This is a genomic window from Mesorhizobium sp., assembly GCF_004963255.1.
Classification (GTDB): domain Bacteria; phylum Pseudomonadota; class Alphaproteobacteria; order Rhizobiales; family Rhizobiaceae; genus Mesorhizobium.
On sequence record NZ_SUGA01000009.1, the window covers coordinates 127,193 to 148,224 of the forward strand.

Below are 21,032 nucleotides of genomic sequence, written 5' to 3' on the forward strand. Positions count from 1 at the left end.
GAATCTCCATGACCGTTCATAGCCTCTCGCCGGAAATACTCAGCGCCATGGAAGGCGCCGTCGGCCGAAACGGCATTGCCGCCGAGCCGGCTGGAATGGCGAAATATCTGGGCGACTGGGCGGGCGATTATCGCGGCCGAGCGCTTGCCGTGCTGCGGCCCGGCTCGGTCGGCGAAGTCCAGGCCCTGATGCGTTTGTGCAACGAGCTTGGGCTCGGCATCGTTCCGCAAGGCGGCAACACCGGGCTGGTATCGGGCGCGATCGACAGCAAGGGCGGCGGCCTGGTTGTCTTGAGCCTGGAGCGGCTGAACGCCATCCGGCAGATCGATAGAGACAATTTCACGCTGCAAGCCGATGCCGGCTGCGTGCTGCAGACGATCAAGGACGCCTGCGAGGTGCGAGATTGCCTCTTTCCGCTCGCGCTCGGCGCGCAAGGCAGCTGCCAGATCGGCGGCAATGCGGCGACCAATGCCGGCGGCGTCAACGTGCTGCGCTATGGCATGGCGCGCGACCTGATCCTCGGTCTCGAAGTCGTGCTGGCGGACGGCGAACTGTGGAACGGCTTCTCCGGTCTGCGCAAGAACAACAGCGGCTACGACCTGAAGCAGCTTTTCATCGGCTCCGAAGGCACGCTCGGCATCATCACCGGTGTCGAGGTCAAGCTGTTTCCGAAACCGGCGCGAACCGAGACCGCTTACCTCGGCCTAGCCTCGTTCGAGGCGGCCGTGGCGCTGTTCAACCAGGCGCGCCGCGACTGCTCGGACCTAGTCTCCGCTTTCGAGATCATCGGTGCCGAATGCATCGAGCTTGCCAAGCTGATCGACCCGGCGATGAGGGCACCGGTCGCCGCGCCCGTCCACGTGCTGATCGAATTGTCATCCAGCGCTGCTATCGACCTCAACAGCTTGCTGGCCGGCCTCCTCGGCGATGCCATCGAAAATGGCCTTGTAACCGACGCGGTTCTCGCCGCGAGCACGACGCAGGCCAGGAGTTTTTGGGTGATCCGCGAAGGTCTGGTCGAAGGCCAGGCCAAGCGTGGCTATCATGTGCGCACTGACCTGTCGGTGAGGATTTCCGACATCCCCAGCCTCATCGAAAGAGCCCGCCGCTTCGTCGCGAATGACCATCCCGGCTGGATCCCGCTCGCCTACGGCCACGCCGGTGACGGCAACATCCACTTCAACGTGCTGCCTCCGCTCGAACTTGCCGAGGATGAAGCCCGTGCCCGGGGCGCCGAAGTCATCGCCGGGCTCTATGAAATCGCCATCGGTCTCGGCGGCTCGATCAGCGCGGAGCACGGCATCGGCCGCAGCCGCCGCAAGGAATTCTGGGCCGGGCTTTCGCCGGCGCATCGCCGCATGGTCGCGGCGCTGAAGGGCGCACTCGACCCCAAGGGCCTGATGAATCCCGGTTGCCTGTTGCCCGCGACGGAGACTTTTCCATGAAGCAGAGACTGGCCGCCATCGGCACTGTCGAGACATTGCCGCACCGGGTCGCCGCCTTCCTCAGCCGCGAGATCGAATCCGGCGAATTGAACCCCGGCGCGCGCCTGCCGACCGAGCAGGAATTGTCCGAAAAATTCGGCGTCAGCCGAAATGTCGTGCGCGAGGCGATCGCCCAGCTTCGCGCCGACGGCATGATCGAGGCGCGCCAAGGCATCGGCGCCTTCGTGCTGGCGCCCGAGCAGCGGGCAGCGATCCGCATCGACCGCGAGGCGCTCAAGGACACGCACAACATGGAGCGGCTGTTCGAACTGCGCTGCATCCTCGAGGCCGAATCGGCGGCGCTGGCAGCGGCGCGCCGCAATCAGGGCCATCTCGATTCGATCAAGGCTGCGCTCGACCGCATGGGCGGCGAGGAGCGCTGGGAAGAAGGCAGCATCGACGCCGACCTGCTCTTCCACCGCGAGATCGCGCGCGCCACCGGCAACAGCTACATCCACACCTTCATTTCCTTCGTTTGCGAGCAGATCCGCCACTCGATCCACTACGCGCGCATGACGAACCCGCTGCACGACCTCGTCGAGATCAATGTCGGCGAACATGTGCGCATCTATGAGGCTCTGGTGGCGGGCGATCCGGCTGCGGCGGAGGCGGCGATGCGCACGCATATCGTCGGCGCCGCCAACCGCGTCGGCGTCAAGCTGCCGCTCTCGAAAGACACCGGAGCGAAATAGCCATGCCTGCGAGCGTCACCCGCATCTCCGACGTCTGCCTGCTGGTCGAAAATATCGAACGGACGGTCGATTTCTACGTCGACAAGCTCGGCTTCCGCTTGCGCCGCCGCGCCGAAGGCTTTGCCGATTTCCATGGCGAGGGCGTGACGCTCGCTGCCTGGGAGCTCGACCACATCAACCGGCACACCGGCGTGTCCAACCTGAGATCGCCGCGCCACGCGCACAAGGTTTGTGTCGCCGTGCAGCTCGACACACCGGCCGACATCGACCGCATGCACGCTGAACTCAGCGCCAAGGGCGTGCCCTTCTACGGTCCGCCGGAAAACTACGTCTGGAAGGCGCGCTGCGCCTATTTCAGCGACCCGGACGACACGCTCTGGGAGCTTTACGCCTGGCTCGACGGCGGCCCTGGCGATTACCACGACGAACAGCCGTAGACGACGCCGCGCCGAAGGGAACGGCGCCTGGAGAAGAGACGAAAAAAGTCTGCAACAGGAGCGAAAAATGAGTGGGAACAGGGACTTCGAATTGAACCGCCGTGCTTTCGTGAAAGGCGGCATGGCAGCGGTGGCCGCCGTATCTGCCGGCATGCAGCTGGTGCTGACGCCGGGCGCCAAGGCCGCGGGCAAGGTCGTCATCCAGTATGACTGGTTGATGTCCAACGGCCAGATCGGCGATATCGCGGCCGTCGCCAACGGCTATTTCAAGGACGCTGGGCTGGAGGTCGAGTTCAGCCCCGGCGGCCCCAACGCGTCGACCGTGCCGCCGGTCATTTCGGGCGCCGCGCAGCTTGGGCAGTTCTCGGAAACGCCGCAGCTCTATTCTGCCCGCGCCAGCGGCGTGCCGATCAAGATCATCGCCTGCGGCTTCCGTACCGGTCCTTACGCATTGACCTCGAAACCGGCCAAGCCGATCCACAGTGTCTCTGATCTCAAGGGCAAGAAGATCGGCATCCAGCCGACGGCACGCTTCGTCATCGACGAGATCCTGGCCAAGAACGGCATGGACCCCTCGGAGGTGACCATCGTCAATGTCGGCTTTGACAAGGCGCCGCTGGTGCGCGGCGATGTCGACGCGATCGGCGGTTGGATTACCAACACCCAGGCGCTCAGCGTCGTCGGCGACGACCGCATCGACCTTCTGACGCGCGACCTTGGGCTGAGCTCCTACGCCGATGTCTATTTCGCCACCGACGCGGCAATCGAGAAGGATCCTGAGACGCTGGCGAAGTTCATCGGCGCCGTCGGCAAAGGCTGGGGCTGGGTGCATGCCAATCCGCAGGAAGCGGTGAAGAAGATGGTCGCCGCCTATCCGGAAATGGATCTCGGCTGGGAGGAGAAGACGGTCAATCTGGTGCTGAAGCTCTCCTTCGACGGCGCGACCGCCAAGGACGGCTGGGGCACGTTCGATCCGGCCTCGATCGAGGAGCAATTGGCGCTGCTCGATAAGGTCGGCCAGTATCCGAACGGACGCCCGGCCGCCGCCGATGTCTACACCACCAAGATCCTGGAGCTTTCCGCCGCGGACCGGCCCAAGCTCGACGCGCCCGCGGCCTGATGCCAAGCGCGATTGAGGCCCGACAGCTGGATGTCGGCTATGGCGGCCGGCAGGCGGCCGTCAAAGTGCTCGCCGGCCTCGACTTGACCGTCGCGGCCGGCTCCTTCCTGTCGATCCTGGGGCCGTCAGGCTGCGGCAAGTCCACCTTGCTCCGCGTGGTGGCCGATCTGCTCGATCCGCTCGGCGGCACGATCAGAGTATTGGGCGAGACGCCGCATGCAGTGCGCTCGCGGCGCGATGTCGGCTTCGTCTTCCAGGATTCGACCCTCCTGCCCTGGCGCACGGTGCGCGACAATGTGCGCCTGCCGCTTGGCGTCGGCCTGCGCAGCCTGACACGCAAGATCGAGGATCGCAGCACGGAACTGCTTGAATTGATGGGGCTCGGCGCCCTCAGTGAGCGCCTGCCGCACCAGCTCTCCGGCGGCCAGCGCCAGCGCGTGGCGATCGCGCGCGCTTTGCTCGGCGAACCGAAACTGCTTCTGATGGACGAACCCTTCGGCGCGCTGGACGAGATCACGCGCGACCGGTTGAACGACGAGCTGTTGGCGCTCTGGCGGCGCAGCGGCACGACCATCCTCTTCGTCACCCATTCGATCGCCGAAGCCGCCTATCTCGGCGAGCGCGTCATCGTGCTGGCCGCCAATCCGGGACGTGTCGTCAAGGACCTCGACATGCGGCCCCTCAAGCAGGAAGGCAATCGCTGCAAGCGCGAGGATGCGGCGATGGTCGCCGCCATGGCCGATCTGCGCGTGGCGCTGGAGCGCGCATCGTGAGACAGGCGCCGCTCTCCCCGCAAACGACGGTTGCGCTTCCGGTCCTGGGCGCGGCTTCGATCCTGCTTGCCTGGCAATACATTCTGCCGCTGCTCGGCGTGCCGGCCTATATCGTGCCGACGCCGACGGCCATTTTCGGCGTCTTCCAGAAGAACTTTTCGCTCCTCATGGACAATCTCAGGCCGACGCTGATCGAAGCGCTGGCCGGCTTCGTCATCGGCAATCTCGCTGCCGTGCTGCTGGCCGTGCTCTTCGTCCACAGCCGCGTCCTGCAGGCCGCCTATTTCCCGATCGTGCTCTTCTTCAACACCATCCCCATCCTGGCGCTGTCGCCGATCATCATCCTGATCTTCGGCCTCGGCATGACGCCGAAGATCGTCATCGCCGCGGTGATCTGCTTCTTCCCGACGCTGGTGAACATGATCCGCGGCCTCGATTCGGCCAGCGGCAACGAACACGAGCTGTTCCGGGTGCTGTCGGCGACACGCTCGGAGATCTTCTGGGGCCTGCGCCTGCCCCGTGCTCTGCCGATGTTGTTCTCGTCCCTCAGGATCGCGTCGGCCACCGCCGTGATCGGCGCCATCGTCGGCGAGTGGATCGGCTCGGACAAAGGGCTCGGCGCGCTGATCATCCAGGCGACCTTCAACTATCAGTCCGACCGGCTCTACGCCGCGATCATTCTTTCGTCGTCGCTGTCGATCGCGCTGTTCTGCCTGGTGGTCCTCGTTGAGCGGCGGATCATTAGATATTGAGCCCCGGCCGCCCGTAGGACCGCCCGAGTTAACAATGGTCTCCCGATCAGGCATTCATCGCGCATTTAATCCGCCTGCTGTAGGATGCCGGCGTACAACCAAACCGGGAGACAATTCGTGTTAAGAACTTTTCACGTCTCGATCCGAGCAACGCTGGCCTTCATCTGCCTCGTCGGCTTGGCCGCGGCCGCTACGGCCCTGTTCCCTACCACCGCGTCGGCGCAGCAGCTGCGGCGATGCGCGAATGAGGGTGGCATTTGCCGCCTGCCCTACCCCACGGAAGTGGTCTACGGCGCGCGCGGTCGAATGACCTCCCGGTTTTTCGATCGTCGAGCCGTCCCTTGCTCGAATCGCGTTTTTGGCGACCCCGCCCCCGGCCGCGAGAAGGCCTGCTATTTCGTGGCGCGTGGCGGCGGCTACGGCGATGACAATGATTACGGGGACGATGACTACGGCTCGCGCCCAGGCCGTGGCGAATGGGTCGCTTGCGCCAGGGAGGGTGAATTCTGCGATTTCCGCGGCCGCGCGATGGTCAGATACGGCGCACGTGGCCAATACACCCAGGACGTCTTCAGGAACGGCGTTCGCTGCGGCAACGACGCTTTCGGCGACGATCCTGCGCCCGGCGCTCACAAGCGCTGCTACGTCAGGCAGTAGCGGCCTGACCGCAGCTCGATAAGGCGGTGGCCCTGGCAAGGGCCGCTGCCGCGTTCTGCTTCAGCTTGTTCGGCGTAATGGTGGGCGATGACGGGCTCGAACCGCCGACATCTTCGGTGTAAACGAAGCGCTCTACCAACTGAGCTAATCGCCCGCCTGAGCGCGGACCTTTAAGCAGTTAGGCTCGGCTTCGCAAGGCCAAATGAACCGTACGGCGCGCCTGTCGCGGCAGGTTTTCCCCGGCCTCGACGCCGCTGTCAAAAAACCTTCTCCTGATTGCTGTAATGGTTGAAAGCCGCGCTTGACACCCGCAGGCGAACCCCTTATCCAGCGCCTCAACGACGACACGCCTGACACGTGCTCGTCAGTGCGCGGGTGTAGCTCAGTCGGTTAGAGTGCCGGCCTGTCACGCCGGAGGTCGCGGGTTCGAGCCCCGTCACTCGCGCCATCTTTTCAATGAGTTAGCCGTTGGGTAGAGGGTGAAAAGTCTGAACGCCAGACCGGCAATTCAGACTTTTAGCTCTTTTTGTTCCCCCTCAGAGCTCGCCTTCCCTCCCGTCTGGCATCGTCGGCGCGCCTCACCATTTCGACTTGGACCGGCACATAGGTTTGCTCGAGCTTCTTCGATTCGGACAGCGAGTTCGCCAGTTTGGCCGAAAGGGCAGTGCCTTCGACACCGCCCGCCACAGCCTCGGTGCTCCCCGAGCGGCGGAAGTCCAGCATCATGCGGGTGTCACCGGGGAACACCAGTTTTCGAATGTCACGAAAATCCTCTGAGAAAGAGTTCTTCCGGTAAGCGGCGCCGCGGCGGGTACGGAAAATCTCCATGCTGCCGATTGGCTCGGCCTCGCCGAACTGCTCGCGCAGATACCAGTTGAACAGCCGCTCGGTGCGCCGCGACAGCGTCAGGACGCCGTCGCGGCCCGTCTTGCCGCGGGTAATATCAAACCAGATGCCCTTGTCGTCCTGGCGCTTCTGCGACAACTTCAGCGTGCGAGCGTCGACGGGAGCCACAGCTCCGTCCCACATACACGCAAGGGCGGCAGCAAGCCCCTTATATCCCTCGCGAATCGCGCGTTTGATCAGACGGACGGCTTCGCCCTCATTCCAAGTCGCTGAGCGTCCTTTCGGCTCGGTGTTGACAACGGCAAGAGACGGATCCTGATCCTTCTCGCAATATTTCAATGCCGCCATCACCTTCCATAGCGCGCGCCATATCTTCAGGGCACGGTGAGCCTCGCGCAGGCTGATACCGTCCTCGATCGCCTGGCGCCATTCCGAGATCGCCGGCATCGTCACCAGTTTCGGCGAGAATTTGCCAAAGACCGACCCGATGTATTTCCAAGCTCTCTCCCAATCCTCGCGCGTCCGGACCGCCTTTTTCGCCCACTCGTTGGTGCCGCGGTAGACGAAGAACGCCTCCCCGACCGAGCCGACCGGCCAGGTTTCCACGATCGGCGCCGGCGTTGCCTCGTCCGCCGGCGCGTCCCGCTCGTCCCAAGCCTTGTTCAACTGCTCGGCTATCGCCCACGCGGACGGCCCGTCCGGGCCGCACGATTGCGGCTTGAAGCCTGCAGCGCGCATCACGGCCGTGGGCTGCCAATAGCCCCGTCCCTTGATAACGCTGTAGTAGCGAACCTTCACTTTGCCCATGCCTTACCCCGCACAGCCGCAAGCATCGCAGCTTGAGCGGAAGCCGGATCGTCGGCCCGGGTCAAACCCACCTGCGCATCGATCCACTTGTCCACAGCTTCTAAACAGTAATTCCCCAGCACCCGGTCGGGCTTCGGGAAGCCTGTGCCCTCGAGCTCGGCGCGCTTCGCTTCGAATACGGCCGGCGTCACGCCGAGGCGCCGAGCGATCTTCTCCGGCGGGACCATACGAGGGTCGATCACGAAGCGGATTGTCATGGGTCGGGCATCTCCAACCACACCTCATATTCAAGAGTCATCTCCTTGAACTTCGCCGCCGCCTCTTCCTCGTAATCAAGGTCGACGCGGCTTTCGACCCCGCACCGGCGGTAAATAAATGCCTTGGCAGCGTCCGGTGTCTGGACCTCGGCCCAAAGCCGAAACGCTCCCTCGTTGCAGAGAATGCCCGCGCGCTGCGCCAGCGGGCCGCCTTTGCGTGGTGGCGACTCCGCCTGGCCAGCGGGCGGCGGCGATGGTGGGGGCTCTGGCGGCGGCAGGCGGAATTCGCCTGCCTCGATCATTGCCAACAGCTTCTCGTGGTCGAAATCCGGCGGAACGGCGATTGAGCGTTCGGCCCACGGCTCAACCAGATCGACGACCACCGCCTCGTCCTCGACCACAATTTTCCATCCCGCACTGGATCCGGCACGCTCGTCCCCGACAAGCAGGCCCAGCGCCTCGCGCAGCGGGATCTCAAAGCGATGCACAACCGTCGGCGTCATGATGTACGCTTCCCTGGCATGCTGGTCGAATCGCTGAGGGATATACTTGCCTTCAGCGGAGAGAAAGATAGCTTGGCGATCCCTTGCTGCCGAATGACGGAACTCCGATGGGCTCGTTGGTCGCCGACTGTATTGAGTGCAACTCGAAAAAAATTACGATGACTTTGGTCGCGTATTCGTGTCCGACCTCCCCAAGAAATCAGGGCGGTGGTTACCCTTTCGGGTACGTCTTTGCGGTTTGCTCGCATTGTGAAAAACCATTGATATTTACAGTCCACACGAGCGGAAACGCGTCGTGGCCATCCCTGGCCGAATTGTTGCGCACCTATTGTTCCGGCGGTGCCGACAGGAACCTTAATGGGCAGAACGTTCTTATCGCCCCGTTTTTTAGCCGTCTGCCTGATACTCAGCTGCCGAACCACATTCCGCAGGATGTAGGAAAAGCTCTGACTCAAGCAGAAACGAACTTTTTGCAGGCTGGGCATGAAGAAGCAGCCGCTACGATGTATCGCCGAGCGCTTGAGCGAGCGCTTAAAGCCACCCATCCTGGCCTGCCAGGAGCATTGGCGTCGCAGATTAAGGAACTCGTGAGGACCGGTGTCATGCCCAAGGCAATGGGCGACTGGGCCGACGAAATCCGAGTGATAGGGAACGACGGCGCCCATGACGACCAGGTTGAACGGTCTGACCTCATCGCGGCCCGGGGCTTCTGCGATGCGTTCCTGAAGTATCTCATCACCCTGCCAAAAGAGGTCGAAATTCGTCGACAGTCGCCATAGCGCGCGATCCCCGATGCCGGACGTCATCTTGTAGTGGCTCATCAGAACGGGATCTCGTCGTCGAGCTCGCGGCTCGACTGGTTGCTCTGCTGGCGCCTGTTGCCGCCGCCGGACCGGCCGTCATCGCGCCGGCCGCCACCGCGATCATCATCGCGCCGGTCGCCGCCGCCGTTCTCGTTCCTCGAGTCGAGCATCTGCAGTTCGCCGCGGAACTTCTGCAGCACAATCTCGGTCGTGTAATGATCCTGGCCGTCTTTAGTCCATTTGCGGGTCTGTAGCTGACCCTCAATGAAAACCTTCATCCCCTTCTTGAGATATTGCTCGGCGACCTTGGCGAGGCTGTCGTTGAAGATGACGACCTGGTGCCACTCGGTCTTCTCCTTGCGCTCACCCGAGTTTTTGTCCCGCCAGGACTCGGATGTGGCGATGCGAAGGTTGACGACCGGGTCGCCGCTATTCAGGCGACGGATATCGGGATCAGCACCGAGATTCCCGACGAGGATTACCTTGTTGACGCTTCCGGCCATTTCAGTTGCCTTTCTCTCTCAGTGCTTGTTCTTTGGCGTGGTTGAGCTCGGTCATCGCGTCATGCGAGCCGCCGGGCCTATCGGGGTGGCGCTGTGCCGCTAGCCGTTTGAAGCGGCTCTCGATTACGTCGCGGGTGATCTGCGGCTCGTCCTGGGGCAGGAAATCCATGACCTCGCGCCAGCCTTTGTTTTTCGGCGCCGGCAACGCGGTGAAGCCGCGGAACGTTGCACGCACGATATGGAGGCCGCCGTGCCGCATCTCGGTGCGGCGGGCCTCGACGATGTGGTGGATGGCCTGAAGATTGTCCTCGACCTTGGGGTAGCGGTCGACGGCGATGCAGACCTGCATGCCGTCCCAGACGAACCAGACCGCCACGCCCGGGTCCGCAGGCCGCTCGACGCCGAGCGTGACGTTTGACGAGATGACCACATTCTCGACGCGCTTGCCGCTATCGCCAGCGAAGAGGGTGAGCGACGAGTTGACGTTCTTGAGCGCCGTCGACAGGGCCGTCTTGAACTTTGAGGCGACCTTGTTGGTCGTCCTCGGCATAGTCTCGGGCCAGGTAAGCGGATAGCGTTGCGCCTCCATCACATCACCACCGTGATTTTCTCGGCCGCTCTGGTCAGGCCCGTGTAAAGCCAGCGTGCGCGATCGGATTGAAAGGTGCCGCTTTCGTCAAAGAGGCAGACCGTGTCCCATTGGCTGCCTTGGGCTTTGTGAACGGTAAGCGCGTAGCCGAAGTCGAATTGCTGCAAGCCGTTGAGTTCCCGCCACGGGATTTCGTTGCCCTGCCCGCGGAAGAATTCCTCGCGGACCCGGACGTCGATGGGGGTGGTCGAGTCGAAGTCGAGCGACGTTACATGCATCCGGATGCAGTGATCGTTGAGGTGGCCCTTACGACGCTTGAGGAGTTCGACCACCTGCCAGAGCCCGCCGTTGAAGATACCTTTGTTACGGTCGTTCTTCAGGCAAACAAGCTGGTCGCCGGGCTCGGGCAAGTCGCTCATTCGGCCAAGCAGTTCACGCATGCGGGTGTTGTAGGCGGCCCGTGTCTTATTGAGGCCGACGAGCACCTGGCTCGCTTGCAGCACGTGATCCTGGGTTAGCGCCGATCGCCTGATGACCTCGCTCGGTCCGTAGGTGCCGAATTCCAGGCGGCCGCCCTCGCGGATGGTTGTCGCCATCCGCACGATCGGGTTCTCGGCCGCCTGCCGGTGGATTTCGGTAAGCATGACGTCCGGCTCGGCGTCGGTGAAGAAGCCACCGCCCCGCACTGGCGGAAGCTGGGCGGGGTCGCCGAGCACTAGGACGGGTACACCGAAGGACAGGATGTCCTTGCCGATCTCTTCGTCTACCATCGAACATTCGTCGATCACGAAGAGCGCCGCATCGCCGAGGTCGTCGATGTCGCGAAGGACGAATTTCTTGACCCCGGTTACGTGGTCGAATTCGACTGCGTATATGGTGGCGTGAATTGTCATGGCGCCAAGGCAGCCGTTCTTCCGCATCACCATGGCGGCCTTGCCGGTGTAGGCCATATAGTGCACCTGGCCTCGTAGTCCGCCGGCGAAGTGCCGCGCGAGCGTCGTCTTGCCGGTGCCCGCGTAACCGAACACGCGGAAGACCTGCTTGCGGGAGAGGCCGCTGCCATACCATGCTGCGACGGCGTCGAGCGCGGCAGCTTGCTGTGGCGACCAGTTGCGAACCTCAGCCATGATGCAACCCCGCACCTTTGCGAACGCGCAGCTCGTAACCAAGTCCGGCCGAGCCTTCGATCAGCATGCCCCACTGCTTCAGGGTGGCGATGTCGCGATAGGTCTGGCGGACTGAAGCTCTACTGGCAGCGGCCAGCTTGTCGGCCGTGGTGATGCCCTTCCGGAGCGCCACAACGATTTTCCCCATGCGGATGGTGGCCTTGGTCATCAGAATCTCTCCATCTCCCGACGCCACGCGTCGGGGTCTTGGTCGAAAATCTCTGGTTGCGTGGTCTTGGCTGGCGGCCGCGTCTCGGCCGGGCTGTCGGCACGGCGCACGAGCTCGAGGCGCGCCGTATGCACCACGTCTTCGTGCTCTGGCTCATTGCGCATGTTCGACTTGTTGACGATCCAGTCGAGGTAATCCCACGGCAGTTCGGTGAACGACATGCCGGCGTGCTTGCCGAAGGCCATCTTCAGCAGACGGATCGGGTTGGCCGAGATCTCGACCATGGTCTCGACCGGCAGCACGCGCAGGAGGTCGAGTAAGATGTGCGCAGTCGTCCAACTGTCGGGGCCGGCCCTGTGCACCGGCTCCATCTGCTTAGCACCGCCGCCGAGGCCGAGCGCGTACCAGAGAGCGCCGTTCTTGTGGGACTCGAGGTCCGGATAGACTTCCTTCGCGCATTTGAACGTACAGATGCCGGGCTTACCTGCTTTCAGCAGAGGCTCGTCGAAGGCCAGTTGGTGGCAGCAGATGTAGTCCGGGCCGGGCGATATCAGCGCGCGCGCATAGTCGGGCGACATTCCGGTCGCCGCTTCCTCATCGGTGATGTGATGAGCAGCGCGCGCACCGGGGGTGATCGGCATGCCGGGGTTGACGAGGCGAGCATGGGGCCCGCTCTCGATCGCCCACCCGGTTGGGAAGAGGCGGACGTCGGTCCAGCCGATCTCAACCAGTTCCTTGGGGTCGGTGAGCCCGGTCGTCTCCGTGTCGACGACGCGGATGAGGGTCAGGGGTGCGGTCACGTTGCAACCCCGAGGTTTTTCAGTTCGGCGTTGATCTCACCGATCTTCCCGGCAGCAACGGTGAGCAGCAACTCGATCATCTTGTTGCCGAACTGCTCTTCGACGTCGAGCTCGCGCAGGAGATGCGCCAAGGGCCATTTCTGCGCGTGGCCGTCGCCGTGATCCATCGTAATGGCGGCGTTGTTCAAGCCGTTGATTGTCGTGACGGTTTTGAGTCCGTCGAGGGTGCGCTGATATTTGCCGCGCACTTCGATCAGATGAGCAGCCCGCCGAACATCGGTGTGGCTCATCGGCGTTGGGGATTTGGCCTCAGCCATGGGCCACCCCCGCCGCGGCGGCCGACGCCGGCGGCTGAAATTGCGGCAAGGTCGAGAGCGCGACCAGGACAGTGGCGAGCATCTGCAGACCGGCGGGCTGGGTCATCGCGCGGCTGTCGCCCGACAGGATCCTCTCTGCGAACTCGACGCCGCCTTCGAACCCGATCGGGCCGCAGATCAGGCGGTCGTCGACTCCGACCAGGACGACGTCGCCGGCCTTGTAGGGGATCTTGACCTCACCTTCCTTGCCGAGCACGACGGTGTGCCCGGGCTCGGTCACGCACATGACGCGCACGGCGCCGCGCTGGAAGGTGTCGATCACCTCGGCGTGGATCTCCATCATGCTGCTTTCCCTTCCTGCCTGACGACCTTCACCTTGGTGACGATCAGGTCGGTGGTGGCGCGGACCGCCGCTCCTGCGGCGGCCGGCGTTGCTGCGGGCACGTCACGATGCGTGCCGTCGGCTAGGTGGACGCGGAAGGTCGTCATGCGAGCCACCCGAGCAACCAGAAGAGCCCGAGGAACGGCAGGACCGTGATCCAGGCGATCGCGACCAGCATGAAGACGACGCTGGCAGCAACCGCGAGGATGGCGGCGAGGACTGCGCCGAGAGCTCTCATGCGGCCGCTCCTCTCGGGACCAGACGACCCTCGCCATCGGTGCCGCCGCCGTTCTCGCCTTCGTAGATCGCGCGTTTCGCGGCATCGGCGGCTTTGCCGAATGTGCCGGCCTCGTCGCCGCGGCGGTCGAAGCCGAATGCGCCGGCGGTGGCCCGCCGAAGCGTCTGCAGAAGCGATAGCTGCTCGGTCAGCTCGTCGATGCTCTTGTCGAGCTCGGCTACGAATGCGGCCGACGCGCCACGCGTGGCCTCAGTGCGGGTGATGCCGAACGTGGTCATTGGCGATCGCCCTCCTCATCCGGCTCACTTTCGTCGACGTCGCCGTTGTCCTCGGGGTCGCCGTCGAAGCCGGCGAGATACCCTTCGAGCAACTGCTCGTTGGCCTTGAATTTGGCCGGCACCGCTTTCCGGCTGCGGCCATCTTCACGAGCGGTGGCACCGGCTTTGCGCGCCTCCTCGACCGTGAGTTCGGAATTGGTGGCGCCCGAGGACTCACCCTCGGGCGCCTGGCGCGACGCCGATGCCGGTCGTTCGTCGCGCCGTTCCGCATCGGCGGGGGGCTGGGCTGATGCGGATTTCTTGTCGGATGCCGTCACCTTGTCGCCGGCGCCGGCACCGGTCTCCTGGTCCATCGGCACCTGGGAATTGTGTTCGATGAGGTTTCCCCGCCCGCCGTCGGCGAGCTCGTCGAGCTGCTGCGCGAGGCTGCCCGAGCGCCGGCGGGTATCGGGCTGGCGCTCCAAATCGTAGAGGGCGTTGTCCCGGTCGAGCACCTGCTGGATTTCACGGGCGAACGGCAAGCGTTTGGCGAGACGCTTCATCGGCGTCTTCTTCGCCATCTCCTCGAACCAGTCGGCCCACGGGCCACTGTCCTTCGCCTTGGATTTGGAGCGGACCTTGGCGACGTCGTCCATGTCGAGGACTTCGGCAAACACGCCGCCACCCTCGGACGCCTTCATCACGACGTGCGCATAGACCCGCCGCATGATGTTCTTGTCGCGATCCTCGGCCGGTTCATGCTCGAGGTGTTCGCCCTCGTCGTCCTTCCAATAGCGGAAGTGGTCACCCCCATAGACAATGTCCATGCTGGCCGACTTGACCTTGCCGGTGTTGTAGATCTTGGTCAGGATCCCACGGACCATGGGGAGCCACTGCACCTTCTTGATCCAGACATCAGGGTCGGTCTTCTTCTCCTTGGGAAGCTTGGTGTTGTAGACGACCAGCGCGCCCTCGCGCTTATCCGGCACCAGGCCGTCGTTCGCAGCGGCAAGGCAGGATTCGAAGAGGGACACGCGGTCAGCGGCGAGGAGTTCTGGCGCCGCCATCACCGCCTGCATCACAACGCTCTTGAACCTCTGCGGCGTGATCTGTGGTGGAAGCGCCTCTGCAAAGCTGCCAAGCCGCTGTTCGAGTTGAGCGCGGAAAGCCACCATCTGCGGCGGCTGGCGCTCTTCCGTCTTCGTCATTGCGTTCATAAGGGCACTCCTCTTGTGGCCGCGATCAGCCGCGGAATCGGGTCTTCTCGTCCTGGAAGATGCGGACGCCCTTGAGCGGCCGGGTGTTCTTGAATTTCTTGACGTGGGCGCGGATGGCCTTCTCGATCTCGGCCACGCTGAATTGGTCGCGCAGCTCGGCGACATCGACCTTCTGCCAATCCTCGACTGCAAAGGTCCAAGACGACGACGACGAGATCGTGCCGGCGTCGGTCCTGGTCGGGCCGATGCCGGCCGTCGATGCTGCGGCGGCGAGCCGGTCCGCCTTCTGTTCGGCCGCAATGGCCTCGTTCACGATGACGTCGGCGACCACGCTGTGCTGCTCGGCCTGTGCCTCGGCGAGCTTGCGATCGGCCTCTTCCTGGGCGAGACGCGCCGCTTCTGCGGCACGCCTCCTCTCCTCGTCTCGCTTCTTCCTATCGTAGGCGCCGACGATCTCTTCGAACCGCGTCTTGATGCGGTCCATGCGGGCCGCGAGCGCGTTGAAGAACTTGTTGGTTTCTTCGACCTCGTCCCGGAGCGGCTTGGTCGACTCGAGGCGCTTCGCGTCGATCAGCCGTGAGAGTTTGCCGGCGTCGATGCCTATGCTGACCAACGGGTCGCGCTGCTCGTCTTCGGTAACAATGCCCTCCTCACCGAGGGGTTCACGAGCCCGGTTCGCTCTGTCTGCGATACCGTCGACCTGGCCGATCAGATCGGCGAACCTGTCGCGCAGGATGTCGGTCGTGGTGGCTAGGTTGTGGCCGGGGCCGGCGATAGATGGTGCGTCAGAAACTTGCATCGGCGGATTTCCTTGGCTTGATGCGCAATGGGCGCATGGTCGAAGCCTTCACGGTGTAGGCTTCTCGGTCTTGCGTGCGCGCGGTGATCTCCCAGCCGGCAGTGAAGCCGGCCTCGGAATTGCCGAGCGCGTAGATGATCTGGGGTTTGAGGACGTCGGCCTGCTTTGTCGCCTCGGCAGCCTTTTCCTTCAGGGCCTTGTACCGGCCGACGATCCCGTCGAGGTCGGTATCGGATGTCAGGTCGCGACGATCGATGTAGCTCGAGTCATAAACATCGAGCACGACCTCACCGTCTCGCTGCCAGTCGATCGGAGGCTCGCCGCCGTCGCCGACGAGCGCCCAGAACTTGCCGACTTCGGTGACCAGCCGGGTCCAGAGCTTTTCGTGCAGCGGAATATCCACGACATACAGCCGCAGGTTCCCCCGCCAGGTCACAACGACGACGGCGACCATGGCGTAGGCGCAGCCGGTCAGCTTCGCCTCGGCGATTGCCTGGACAGCAATCCACGTTGGTGGCACCACCTCGTCCGTGTCCGAGTCCAGCCAATATTTCCGGAAGGCATCCTCAGATGCGGTCTTGATCTGCAGGTTGCCGAGACCTAGTCGGCCCGGGATCCTGACGAACGCGTCCGGCGTGGCGCCGATGCGCTGGTCGGCATCGCGATAATAGGCGCGGTTGTTCTTGTAGATGATGTCCCAAGTCGGCTGGCGCTTCGCGAGCATCGCGACCGCGACCGGCTCAAGGAGGTTGCCCCGCTCCATTGCCTCGGTCTCTTCGGTATCTTCCCTGACGCGACCAGTCTTCTCCGCCCAAAGTCCGTATGGTGTTTTGTATGGGTGGATGCCGAGCAGAGAGGCCGCGACGGAGGCCGTCACGTCGTGTTGGCGAAGGGCAAGCCATTCCTCGCGGTCTCTGGGATAATGGGTCTCGACCGTCATGGCTGAGCTCCAAGGAACGCGGCCCAGAGGACTTGCGGCAGGATCTCGAAGCAGAGGTAGCCGTACAGTGCCACCACGACCACGCCTGCGCTGGCGCCGAATACGACCGCCCGAACCATCACAGGGGGGCCTTGGCGATCTGCTGCGCCATGTTCACGGCGCAGAGGCGGCGCACCAGCGCATTTTCGGCCGGGGTTAATCTGCCACCAGCCATCCACTTCGATAGGACGGCACGTAGCGCTTCTCGGGTCACACGGGAGGCTGGTTCTGATGGCATCGGTTCGCTCCAATCTGCCTATAGCGTGCATAACGCACTGCAACTGGTCAAGCAGAAAAGTGCGAAACGCACGCAAATTCTTTTGCCGTGCGTTCTGTTGCGGCCGTCTCGCACGCGCGAGTAGCCGCCAACCTTGAGTCGTGGAGCGGTGTACTCGAGGGCGCTTCAAGCGCCCCGCGACTGAGAGGTTTCAGGTTGCAGCTCTACGGTTCATCGTAGAGTGAAACGTCTACCGTAGAGCTATTTGGATGGAGGTTTTTATCTGTCATCCGCGCGATCGCGCTGACGCGCTCGCGCGCAGACTAAAGTCACTTCGTTGTCAGATCGGGGAGCGTCCAAAAGCAGTCCGGCTCGCCTTCGGGCCGAATGCAAGCGTAGAGGGCATCCTCGCTGAGTTGGCGACGGAACGTCTTTTCGCCTTTGTTGAACTCGTGGCAGCCGCGCTCCCGAATCAACTTTTTGAACGCCACGATGTCGGTCTCCTTGAGCAGCCGAAGACCGTCCTTGAAGGCTGTCAGGTCGGTGCATCCGAAAAACGGCTTGGAGATGGACGTCGATTCCTCATCTGCCCAAGCATGCGCCGCCAGGACTAGCGTCGCCACGAACAGCCCTCACGCCCGCAGCCTCAGTTGGCCCTGGATACCTCGCCGCGGCGCCTGGCGCACAGCCGCAGGCGACAGCGTGGCGAAGATCTCGCCAATCCATTCCAGGTGGACGTTCTCAATCGGTGCAGCGTTCCAGGACAGGAGGTTCACCAAGCCGCTACCAGCGCGCATGATGGTCTTGATGAAGCGCCGCCCGTCTGAGGTTCGGACCGCCGCCTCACTCCCATAGAAATCCTCGAGGGGCTTGCGCTGCTCTTTCCAGACCACCACGACCTGTCCCGGCTTGAAGACCGGCAGCATTGATTCGCCGCGAACCTCGAAGGCGATCATGTCGGCCGGCACCGCCAGCGGCAGCTCGATCTGGTAGAGCCCTTCAGGCGGAACTTGCTCGAAGTCAGGCTCGATTTCTGCGCCGGCGCCAAGATACCCAACCACGGGAATAGTCATGGCCTCCGGCTCTCCCTCGCCCGTCAGCAGCCACGCCTCGCTTACACCGAACGCTTTCGCATAACGCGCTGCGGCGCGGACGAGACCGCGTGTGCCATTCTCATGCTGAGCGTAGGAGTCGATGCTCCAACCATAAAAATTGGCAGCATCCCGCGCGGTCTTGAAACCCCGCTTTTTGCGAGCGATTTCAAGGCGTTTCGCGGGGTCGGGGCGATCATCGTATTCCATGACAGTGCATTAAGCACGAAAATAGCGTGCGTTTCGACTTGACTTTGTACAGTGCGTTATGCACGCTTTGGTCATGAGCGAAGCAATCGACATCCGAGCTCTCCGCAAGAGCGTCAACTGGAACCAGGACCGTCTGGCCCGTTATCTCGGGATCGACCGGTCCAGCGTGTCCCACATGGAAAATGGGCGGCCCGCGGTAGGCGCGGTGCTCCGCCTGCTTCAGATGCTCGTCGCGGCAGCGGCCAACGGCACTGCCGACGCGCTCTGCCCGGAAGAACCCGCCACGCAAGAGGCGGCAGAATGATTTCCTTTGCGCGCACCGTCCCGTCCTTCCCGCTGCGCGCTCCCCGGCTCGTAACCCAATCGTGGGTGGAGCCGGCCATGGTGGGCCTCTTGCCGATCCTGATCGGCTTGGTGGCCCACCCCTCTTTCTCGTCCGTTCGGTCATCCCTGTCTCCGTTCATTTCCGTCGCTGGAAATGGAGATACCGATGCCCGATTCCGATCTCTCGGAATTTCGTTCCGAGGCCTCAGAATTCCGTTCGCGAGGGCAGCGCATGTCTAGCCTCGCGTCGGTCCAGCCCCTCACCCGCGAGCTTGGCGGCTTGCTCGCACCAGGCCAAGGCTGGAAGCAGCAGGTCAGCGCGGTTCACCGCGAACTGACCAAACCTTCGTTCGCGTCCTGCCTCGAAGCTCTTACCTGGAACCGCGTCAAGACGTGGTTCTTCGGCGAGGCGCGTCGCATCGACTTCGAGGAGGTCGTCGCCCTTCGCGAACTCAAGGCCCTCGAGGAGGCCAAACGTGAACAAAGAGAATTCATCGCCACCACCAACCGTCTTGCAGCAGCTCTTGCCGCTGAGGGCGCGTCGCTTTCTCGCGTCCAAATGGAAGCGCTGGCGCGCATCGCGGGCCGACCGATTGATGTTCCGGGCAATCATGATGCGGGATCGAGCGGGGCGCTTCGCGGCCTGGCTTGTGCCGGAGTTCCGGTCGGAGGTCGCCTATGACCCGTGGCCCAACTCCAAGAGAGCGCCAGCGCCCATTCTACGCACGTTGGACGCCGGAAGCGGACGAGAGGCTGAAGGCACTTCTCGCCGAGAACCTGTCAGCCTCCCAGATCTCGGAGCGTTTCGGAACCTTTAGCCGGAACGCAATCATCGGCCGGGTGCACCGGCTGAAACTGAGCTTTAGCAAAGCCGCGCCAGCCGCGATCAAGGCGAACAGAGCGCGGTCGACGGCAAGGAAGGGCGCCTCCAAAACGCCGGCCGCGCCGAAGCGGAAGAAGCTGATCGCCGGTATCGAGCATGTTGCTCTCAGGCCGGAAAAGCAGAAGGCGAAGCCGGCGCCGATCGTGCTGCCGCCGCCGGCGCCGTCACCATCGACGCCAGCCGTCATTCCCACTTTCACGACACGCGAATCGTACTTCCTCCCTCTCCCCGATTCCGTACCCGTCGACCTCGCCGACATTCAGGGCGGGGAGTGCCACTGGCCGGTGAACGGCCTCTACGGCAAGGACCCCACCTACTGCGGACGTCCTGCCGACGGCGCCTATTGCCGTGAACATCACCGCATTGCCTACAACCTAGCCCCACCCCCGAAGGAGTATCGCCATGGCGCGAGTTCTTGAGGGCGGCCGCAATCGCGCGTCCGCCGAGGAGGCATCGTCGTATGTCGACGAATGCGACCGCATTGAGCAGGAGCGTGAGCGTCTGCTGCATGACTTGGACGTAGAGTTCAAGGCGAAGAAGCGAGCGATCAACACCAAGGCCAACGACGAGATCACGGCACAGTTGAACGACGCGAAGAGCGTTGGTGTGCCGAAGGCAGTCGTCCGCTCCATCGTCGACGGGCAGAAGAAGATTCGCAAGCACGCCGAGCTGCTGGAAAGCGCCAAGGAAGCCGCGCGCGAGCGGGTCGACCAGCTTGAGGCCGAGCAGCGCACTCAGGCCGTCGACATCCTGACCGCGCTCGGCACCGACTTTGCCGGCTTCGGGCTCGGCGCCGCGGCAGTCGAGCGTGAGGGCGAACAGCCCGGCCAGCAGGATGCGACCACGGCCGCCATCGTCAACGCCGCCAACAAGGCATGGGACGACGCCGACCCCAAGAAGGGCAAAGGCAAGTCCGCCGCTCACTAATACCCAGCGCGTCCGCCCACAGGCGCGATTCAAGACTGAGGGCTGCAGCGGCGGGGCGGCCCCTCGAGACCCCTTCCCCAATGACCGACGCACCGAAGATCCTCTTCGTCGACGCCGCCAGCCGCTACGGCTGGGCGCGCGGTCGGCCAGGTGAGAAGCCGGAATCCGGCAGCGCCCGCTTCGCGCCTGAGGACTCATCGCAGGGCGCCATCGCATGGGGCGCAATGCGATTCGTGGCCGAGCAAATCCAGTCCTACCGGCCGGACGAGATCGTCGTCGAGGCGCCCCTGCCAGCGACATTGGTCAACGGCAAGACGACCGTGTCCACCCAGGAAATCCTCATGGGCCTTCCGTTCGCCATCCAGGGCATGGCGTACGGCCTGCAGATGTACCGGGTGTCGGTCGCTCGAGTCTCGAAAATCCGCACCCACTTCATCGGCAAGAACGCCAAGGGCGAGATTGCCAAGCCGATGGTCTGGCGCAAGTGCATAGCCCTCGGCTGGATTTCGGCCAACGACGAAGATCTCTCACACGACCGTACCGACGCGCTAGCCGGCTGGCACTACGCCGGCACGGTGCTTTGTCCGCAACTCGCGCAGCCGATCGACGACCTGTTCGTCAAGGCCGAGGAGCGGAAGCGCCGTGAGGCCGCCGCCGCTGACCAACGCCTCGCGAAGACCGAGCAGGCCATTCGCGAAGAAAGCGAGCGGCGACGATCCATCATGGAGAAGTTCTGATGCGCTCGCACCACAGCCGCATGCGCGGCTACCATTCCATGCCCATGTCGATCGCACTCGGGCTGTTCCTGGCCTCCTTCGTGACGGTCGGCCTCA

General features: G+C 63.5%; 31 protein-coding genes and 2 tRNA genes. 14 read left to right on the forward strand and 19 right to left on the reverse strand.

Features of this window, described 5'->3' with window-relative positions; genetic code table 11:
* The first annotated feature begins 8 nt into the window (after positions 1-8).
* The 7 genes from E5X34_RS12960 (at position 9) to E5X34_RS12990 (ending at position 5,915) form a co-directional block, all read left to right on the forward strand.
* Positions 9-1,445, forward strand: a complete 1,437-nt coding sequence (locus E5X34_RS12960; RefSeq protein ID WP_292564954.1) for an FAD-binding oxidoreductase — start codon at positions 9-11, stop codon at positions 1,443-1,445.
* Positions 1,442-2,176, forward strand: a complete 735-nt coding sequence (locus E5X34_RS12965) for a FadR/GntR family transcriptional regulator (RefSeq protein WP_126082454.1) — start codon at positions 1,442-1,444, stop codon at positions 2,174-2,176. The genes E5X34_RS12960 and E5X34_RS12965 overlap by 4 nt, the downstream gene beginning before the upstream one ends.
* 2 nt (positions 2,177-2,178) lie before the next feature.
* Positions 2,179-2,613: a VOC family protein gene (locus E5X34_RS12970; protein WP_292564957.1), complete on the forward strand. Its 435-nt coding sequence runs from the start codon at positions 2,179-2,181 to the stop codon at positions 2,611-2,613.
* 67 nt (positions 2,614-2,680) lie between these two features.
* Positions 2,681-3,733: an ABC transporter substrate-binding protein gene (locus E5X34_RS12975; RefSeq protein ID WP_292564960.1), complete on the forward strand. Its 1,053-nt coding sequence runs from the start codon at positions 2,681-2,683 to the stop codon at positions 3,731-3,733.
* A complete protein-coding gene (locus tag E5X34_RS12980) occupies positions 3,733-4,506 on the forward strand; it encodes an ABC transporter ATP-binding protein (RefSeq protein WP_292564963.1) in 774 nt (257 codons plus the stop codon). Before E5X34_RS12975 ends, E5X34_RS12980 begins: the two co-directional genes overlap by 1 nt.
* Positions 4,503-5,258, forward strand: coding sequence for an ABC transporter permease (locus E5X34_RS12985; RefSeq protein ID WP_292564966.1), 756 nt, complete (start codon positions 4,503-4,505; stop codon positions 5,256-5,258). Before E5X34_RS12980 ends, E5X34_RS12985 begins: the two co-directional genes overlap by 4 nt.
* 117 nt (positions 5,259-5,375) lie before the next feature.
* Positions 5,376-5,915 (forward strand): hypothetical protein, encoded by a 540-nt coding sequence (locus E5X34_RS12990; protein WP_292564969.1) that lies wholly within the window; start codon positions 5,376-5,378, stop codon positions 5,913-5,915.
* 78 nt (positions 5,916-5,993) lie between these two features.
* Here E5X34_RS12990 and E5X34_RS12995 read toward each other — a convergent pair.
* Positions 5,994-6,069: transfer RNA gene (locus tag E5X34_RS12995), tRNA-Val, on the reverse strand.
* A 217-nt stretch (positions 6,070-6,286) separates the two neighbouring features.
* Between E5X34_RS12995 and E5X34_RS13000 the strand changes: the two genes are divergently transcribed.
* Positions 6,287-6,363: transfer RNA gene (locus E5X34_RS13000), tRNA-Asp, on the forward strand.
* 68 nt (positions 6,364-6,431) lie between these two features.
* On the opposite strand, the gene E5X34_RS13005 is transcribed toward E5X34_RS13000, so the two are convergent.
* Genes E5X34_RS13005 through E5X34_RS13015 form a run of 3 tightly spaced genes read right to left on the reverse strand, consistent with a single transcriptional unit; the run spans position 6,432 to position 8,328 of the window.
* Positions 6,432-7,568: a hypothetical protein gene (locus E5X34_RS13005; protein WP_292564972.1), complete on the reverse strand. Its 1,137-nt coding sequence runs from the start codon at positions 7,566-7,568 to the stop codon at positions 6,432-6,434.
* Positions 7,556-7,825: a hypothetical protein gene (locus E5X34_RS13010; protein WP_292564976.1), complete on the reverse strand. Its 270-nt coding sequence runs from the start codon at positions 7,823-7,825 to the stop codon at positions 7,556-7,558. The genes E5X34_RS13005 and E5X34_RS13010 overlap by 13 nt, the downstream gene beginning before the upstream one ends.
* A complete protein-coding gene (locus tag E5X34_RS13015) occupies positions 7,822-8,328 on the reverse strand; it encodes a hypothetical protein (RefSeq protein ID WP_292564979.1) in 507 nt (168 codons plus the stop codon). Before E5X34_RS13015 ends, E5X34_RS13010 begins: the two co-directional genes overlap by 4 nt.
* 83 nt (positions 8,329-8,411) lie before the next feature.
* Here E5X34_RS13015 and E5X34_RS13020 point away from each other — a divergent pair, with 83 nt between their 5' ends.
* Positions 8,412-9,107: a DUF4145 domain-containing protein gene (locus E5X34_RS13020; RefSeq protein WP_292564981.1), complete on the forward strand. Its 696-nt coding sequence runs from the start codon at positions 8,412-8,414 to the stop codon at positions 9,105-9,107.
* 41 nt (positions 9,108-9,148) lie between these two features.
* Here E5X34_RS13020 and ssb read toward each other — a convergent pair whose 3' ends face one another.
* The 15 genes from ssb to E5X34_RS13095 all read right to left on the reverse strand — a co-directional run bounded on the left by ssb (position 9,149) and on the right by E5X34_RS13095 (position 18,065).
* A complete protein-coding gene (gene ssb, locus E5X34_RS13025; protein WP_292564984.1) occupies positions 9,149-9,634 on the reverse strand; it encodes a single-stranded DNA-binding protein in 486 nt (161 codons plus the stop codon).
* 1 nt (position 9,635) lies between these two features.
* Positions 9,636-10,184, reverse strand: a complete 549-nt coding sequence (locus tag E5X34_RS13030) for a J domain-containing protein (protein ID WP_292564987.1) — start codon at positions 10,182-10,184, stop codon at positions 9,636-9,638.
* 38 nt (positions 10,185-10,222) lie between these two features.
* Positions 10,223-11,350, reverse strand: coding sequence for an AAA family ATPase (locus tag E5X34_RS13035; RefSeq protein ID WP_292564990.1), 1,128 nt, complete (start codon positions 11,348-11,350; stop codon positions 10,223-10,225).
* A complete protein-coding gene (locus tag E5X34_RS13040) occupies positions 11,343-11,558 on the reverse strand; it encodes an HTH domain-containing protein (protein ID WP_292564993.1) in 216 nt (71 codons plus the stop codon). Before E5X34_RS13040 ends, E5X34_RS13035 begins: the two co-directional genes overlap by 8 nt.
* A complete protein-coding gene (locus tag E5X34_RS13045; RefSeq protein WP_292564996.1) occupies positions 11,558-12,358 on the reverse strand; it encodes a hypothetical protein in 801 nt (266 codons plus the stop codon). The genes E5X34_RS13040 and E5X34_RS13045 overlap by 1 nt, the downstream gene beginning before the upstream one ends.
* Entirely contained in the window at positions 12,355-12,675 is a 321-nt protein-coding gene (locus E5X34_RS13050) for a hypothetical protein (protein ID WP_292564999.1), read from the reverse strand. Before E5X34_RS13050 ends, E5X34_RS13045 begins: the two co-directional genes overlap by 4 nt.
* Positions 12,668-13,018, reverse strand: coding sequence for a hypothetical protein (locus E5X34_RS13055; RefSeq protein ID WP_292565002.1), 351 nt, complete (start codon positions 13,016-13,018; stop codon positions 12,668-12,670). The genes E5X34_RS13050 and E5X34_RS13055 overlap by 8 nt, the downstream gene beginning before the upstream one ends.
* Positions 13,015-13,164, reverse strand: a complete 150-nt coding sequence (locus tag E5X34_RS13060; protein WP_292565004.1) for a hypothetical protein — start codon at positions 13,162-13,164, stop codon at positions 13,015-13,017. Before E5X34_RS13060 ends, E5X34_RS13055 begins: the two co-directional genes overlap by 4 nt.
* Positions 13,161-13,295, reverse strand: coding sequence for a hypothetical protein (locus tag E5X34_RS13065; RefSeq protein ID WP_292565006.1), 135 nt, complete (start codon positions 13,293-13,295; stop codon positions 13,161-13,163). The genes E5X34_RS13060 and E5X34_RS13065 overlap by 4 nt, the downstream gene beginning before the upstream one ends.
* The gene (locus E5X34_RS13070) at positions 13,292-13,573 is read right to left on the reverse strand and encodes a hypothetical protein (RefSeq protein WP_292565009.1); all 282 of its coding nucleotides are present in this window, start codon (positions 13,571-13,573) and stop codon (positions 13,292-13,294) included. The genes E5X34_RS13065 and E5X34_RS13070 overlap by 4 nt, the downstream gene beginning before the upstream one ends.
* A complete protein-coding gene (locus E5X34_RS13075; RefSeq protein WP_292565012.1) occupies positions 13,570-14,769 on the reverse strand; it encodes a recombinase RecT in 1,200 nt (399 codons plus the stop codon). Before E5X34_RS13075 ends, E5X34_RS13070 begins: the two co-directional genes overlap by 4 nt.
* A 25-nt stretch (positions 14,770-14,794) precedes the next feature.
* The gene (locus E5X34_RS13080) at positions 14,795-15,568 is read right to left on the reverse strand and encodes a hypothetical protein (RefSeq protein ID WP_292565015.1); all 774 of its coding nucleotides are present in this window, start codon (positions 15,566-15,568) and stop codon (positions 14,795-14,797) included.
* Positions 15,555-16,508, reverse strand: a complete 954-nt coding sequence (locus tag E5X34_RS13085; RefSeq protein WP_292565018.1) for a YqaJ viral recombinase family protein — start codon at positions 16,506-16,508, stop codon at positions 15,555-15,557. The genes E5X34_RS13080 and E5X34_RS13085 overlap by 14 nt, the downstream gene beginning before the upstream one ends.
* Positions 16,509-17,093: 585 nt before the next feature.
* Entirely contained in the window at positions 17,094-17,387 is a 294-nt protein-coding gene (locus E5X34_RS13090) for a hypothetical protein (protein WP_292565020.1), read from the reverse strand.
* Positions 17,388-17,396: 9 nt separating this feature from the next.
* Positions 17,397-18,065, reverse strand: a complete 669-nt coding sequence (locus E5X34_RS13095; RefSeq protein WP_292565023.1) for a S24 family peptidase — start codon at positions 18,063-18,065, stop codon at positions 17,397-17,399.
* Between the two features lie 73 nt (positions 18,066-18,138).
* Between E5X34_RS13095 and E5X34_RS13100 the strand changes: the two genes are divergently transcribed.
* From E5X34_RS13100 to E5X34_RS13120, 5 genes are all read left to right on the forward strand, one after another.
* The gene (locus E5X34_RS13100) at positions 18,139-18,369 is read left to right on the forward strand and encodes a helix-turn-helix transcriptional regulator (protein WP_292565025.1); all 231 of its coding nucleotides are present in this window, start codon (positions 18,139-18,141) and stop codon (positions 18,367-18,369) included.
* 186 nt (positions 18,370-18,555) lie between these two features.
* Entirely contained in the window at positions 18,556-19,071 is a 516-nt protein-coding gene (locus tag E5X34_RS13105) for a hypothetical protein (protein ID WP_292565028.1), read from the forward strand.
* Positions 19,068-19,691, forward strand: coding sequence for a GcrA family cell cycle regulator (locus tag E5X34_RS13110; RefSeq protein ID WP_292565030.1), 624 nt, complete (start codon positions 19,068-19,070; stop codon positions 19,689-19,691). Before E5X34_RS13105 ends, E5X34_RS13110 begins: the two co-directional genes overlap by 4 nt.
* Positions 19,675-20,199, forward strand: a complete 525-nt coding sequence (locus E5X34_RS13115; protein WP_292565032.1) for a hypothetical protein — start codon at positions 19,675-19,677, stop codon at positions 20,197-20,199. The genes E5X34_RS13110 and E5X34_RS13115 overlap by 17 nt, the downstream gene beginning before the upstream one ends.
* 80 nt (positions 20,200-20,279) lie before the next feature.
* Positions 20,280-20,936, forward strand: a complete 657-nt coding sequence (locus E5X34_RS13120; RefSeq protein WP_292565035.1) for a hypothetical protein — start codon at positions 20,280-20,282, stop codon at positions 20,934-20,936.
* The last annotated feature ends 96 nt before the right edge of the window (positions 20,937-21,032 follow it).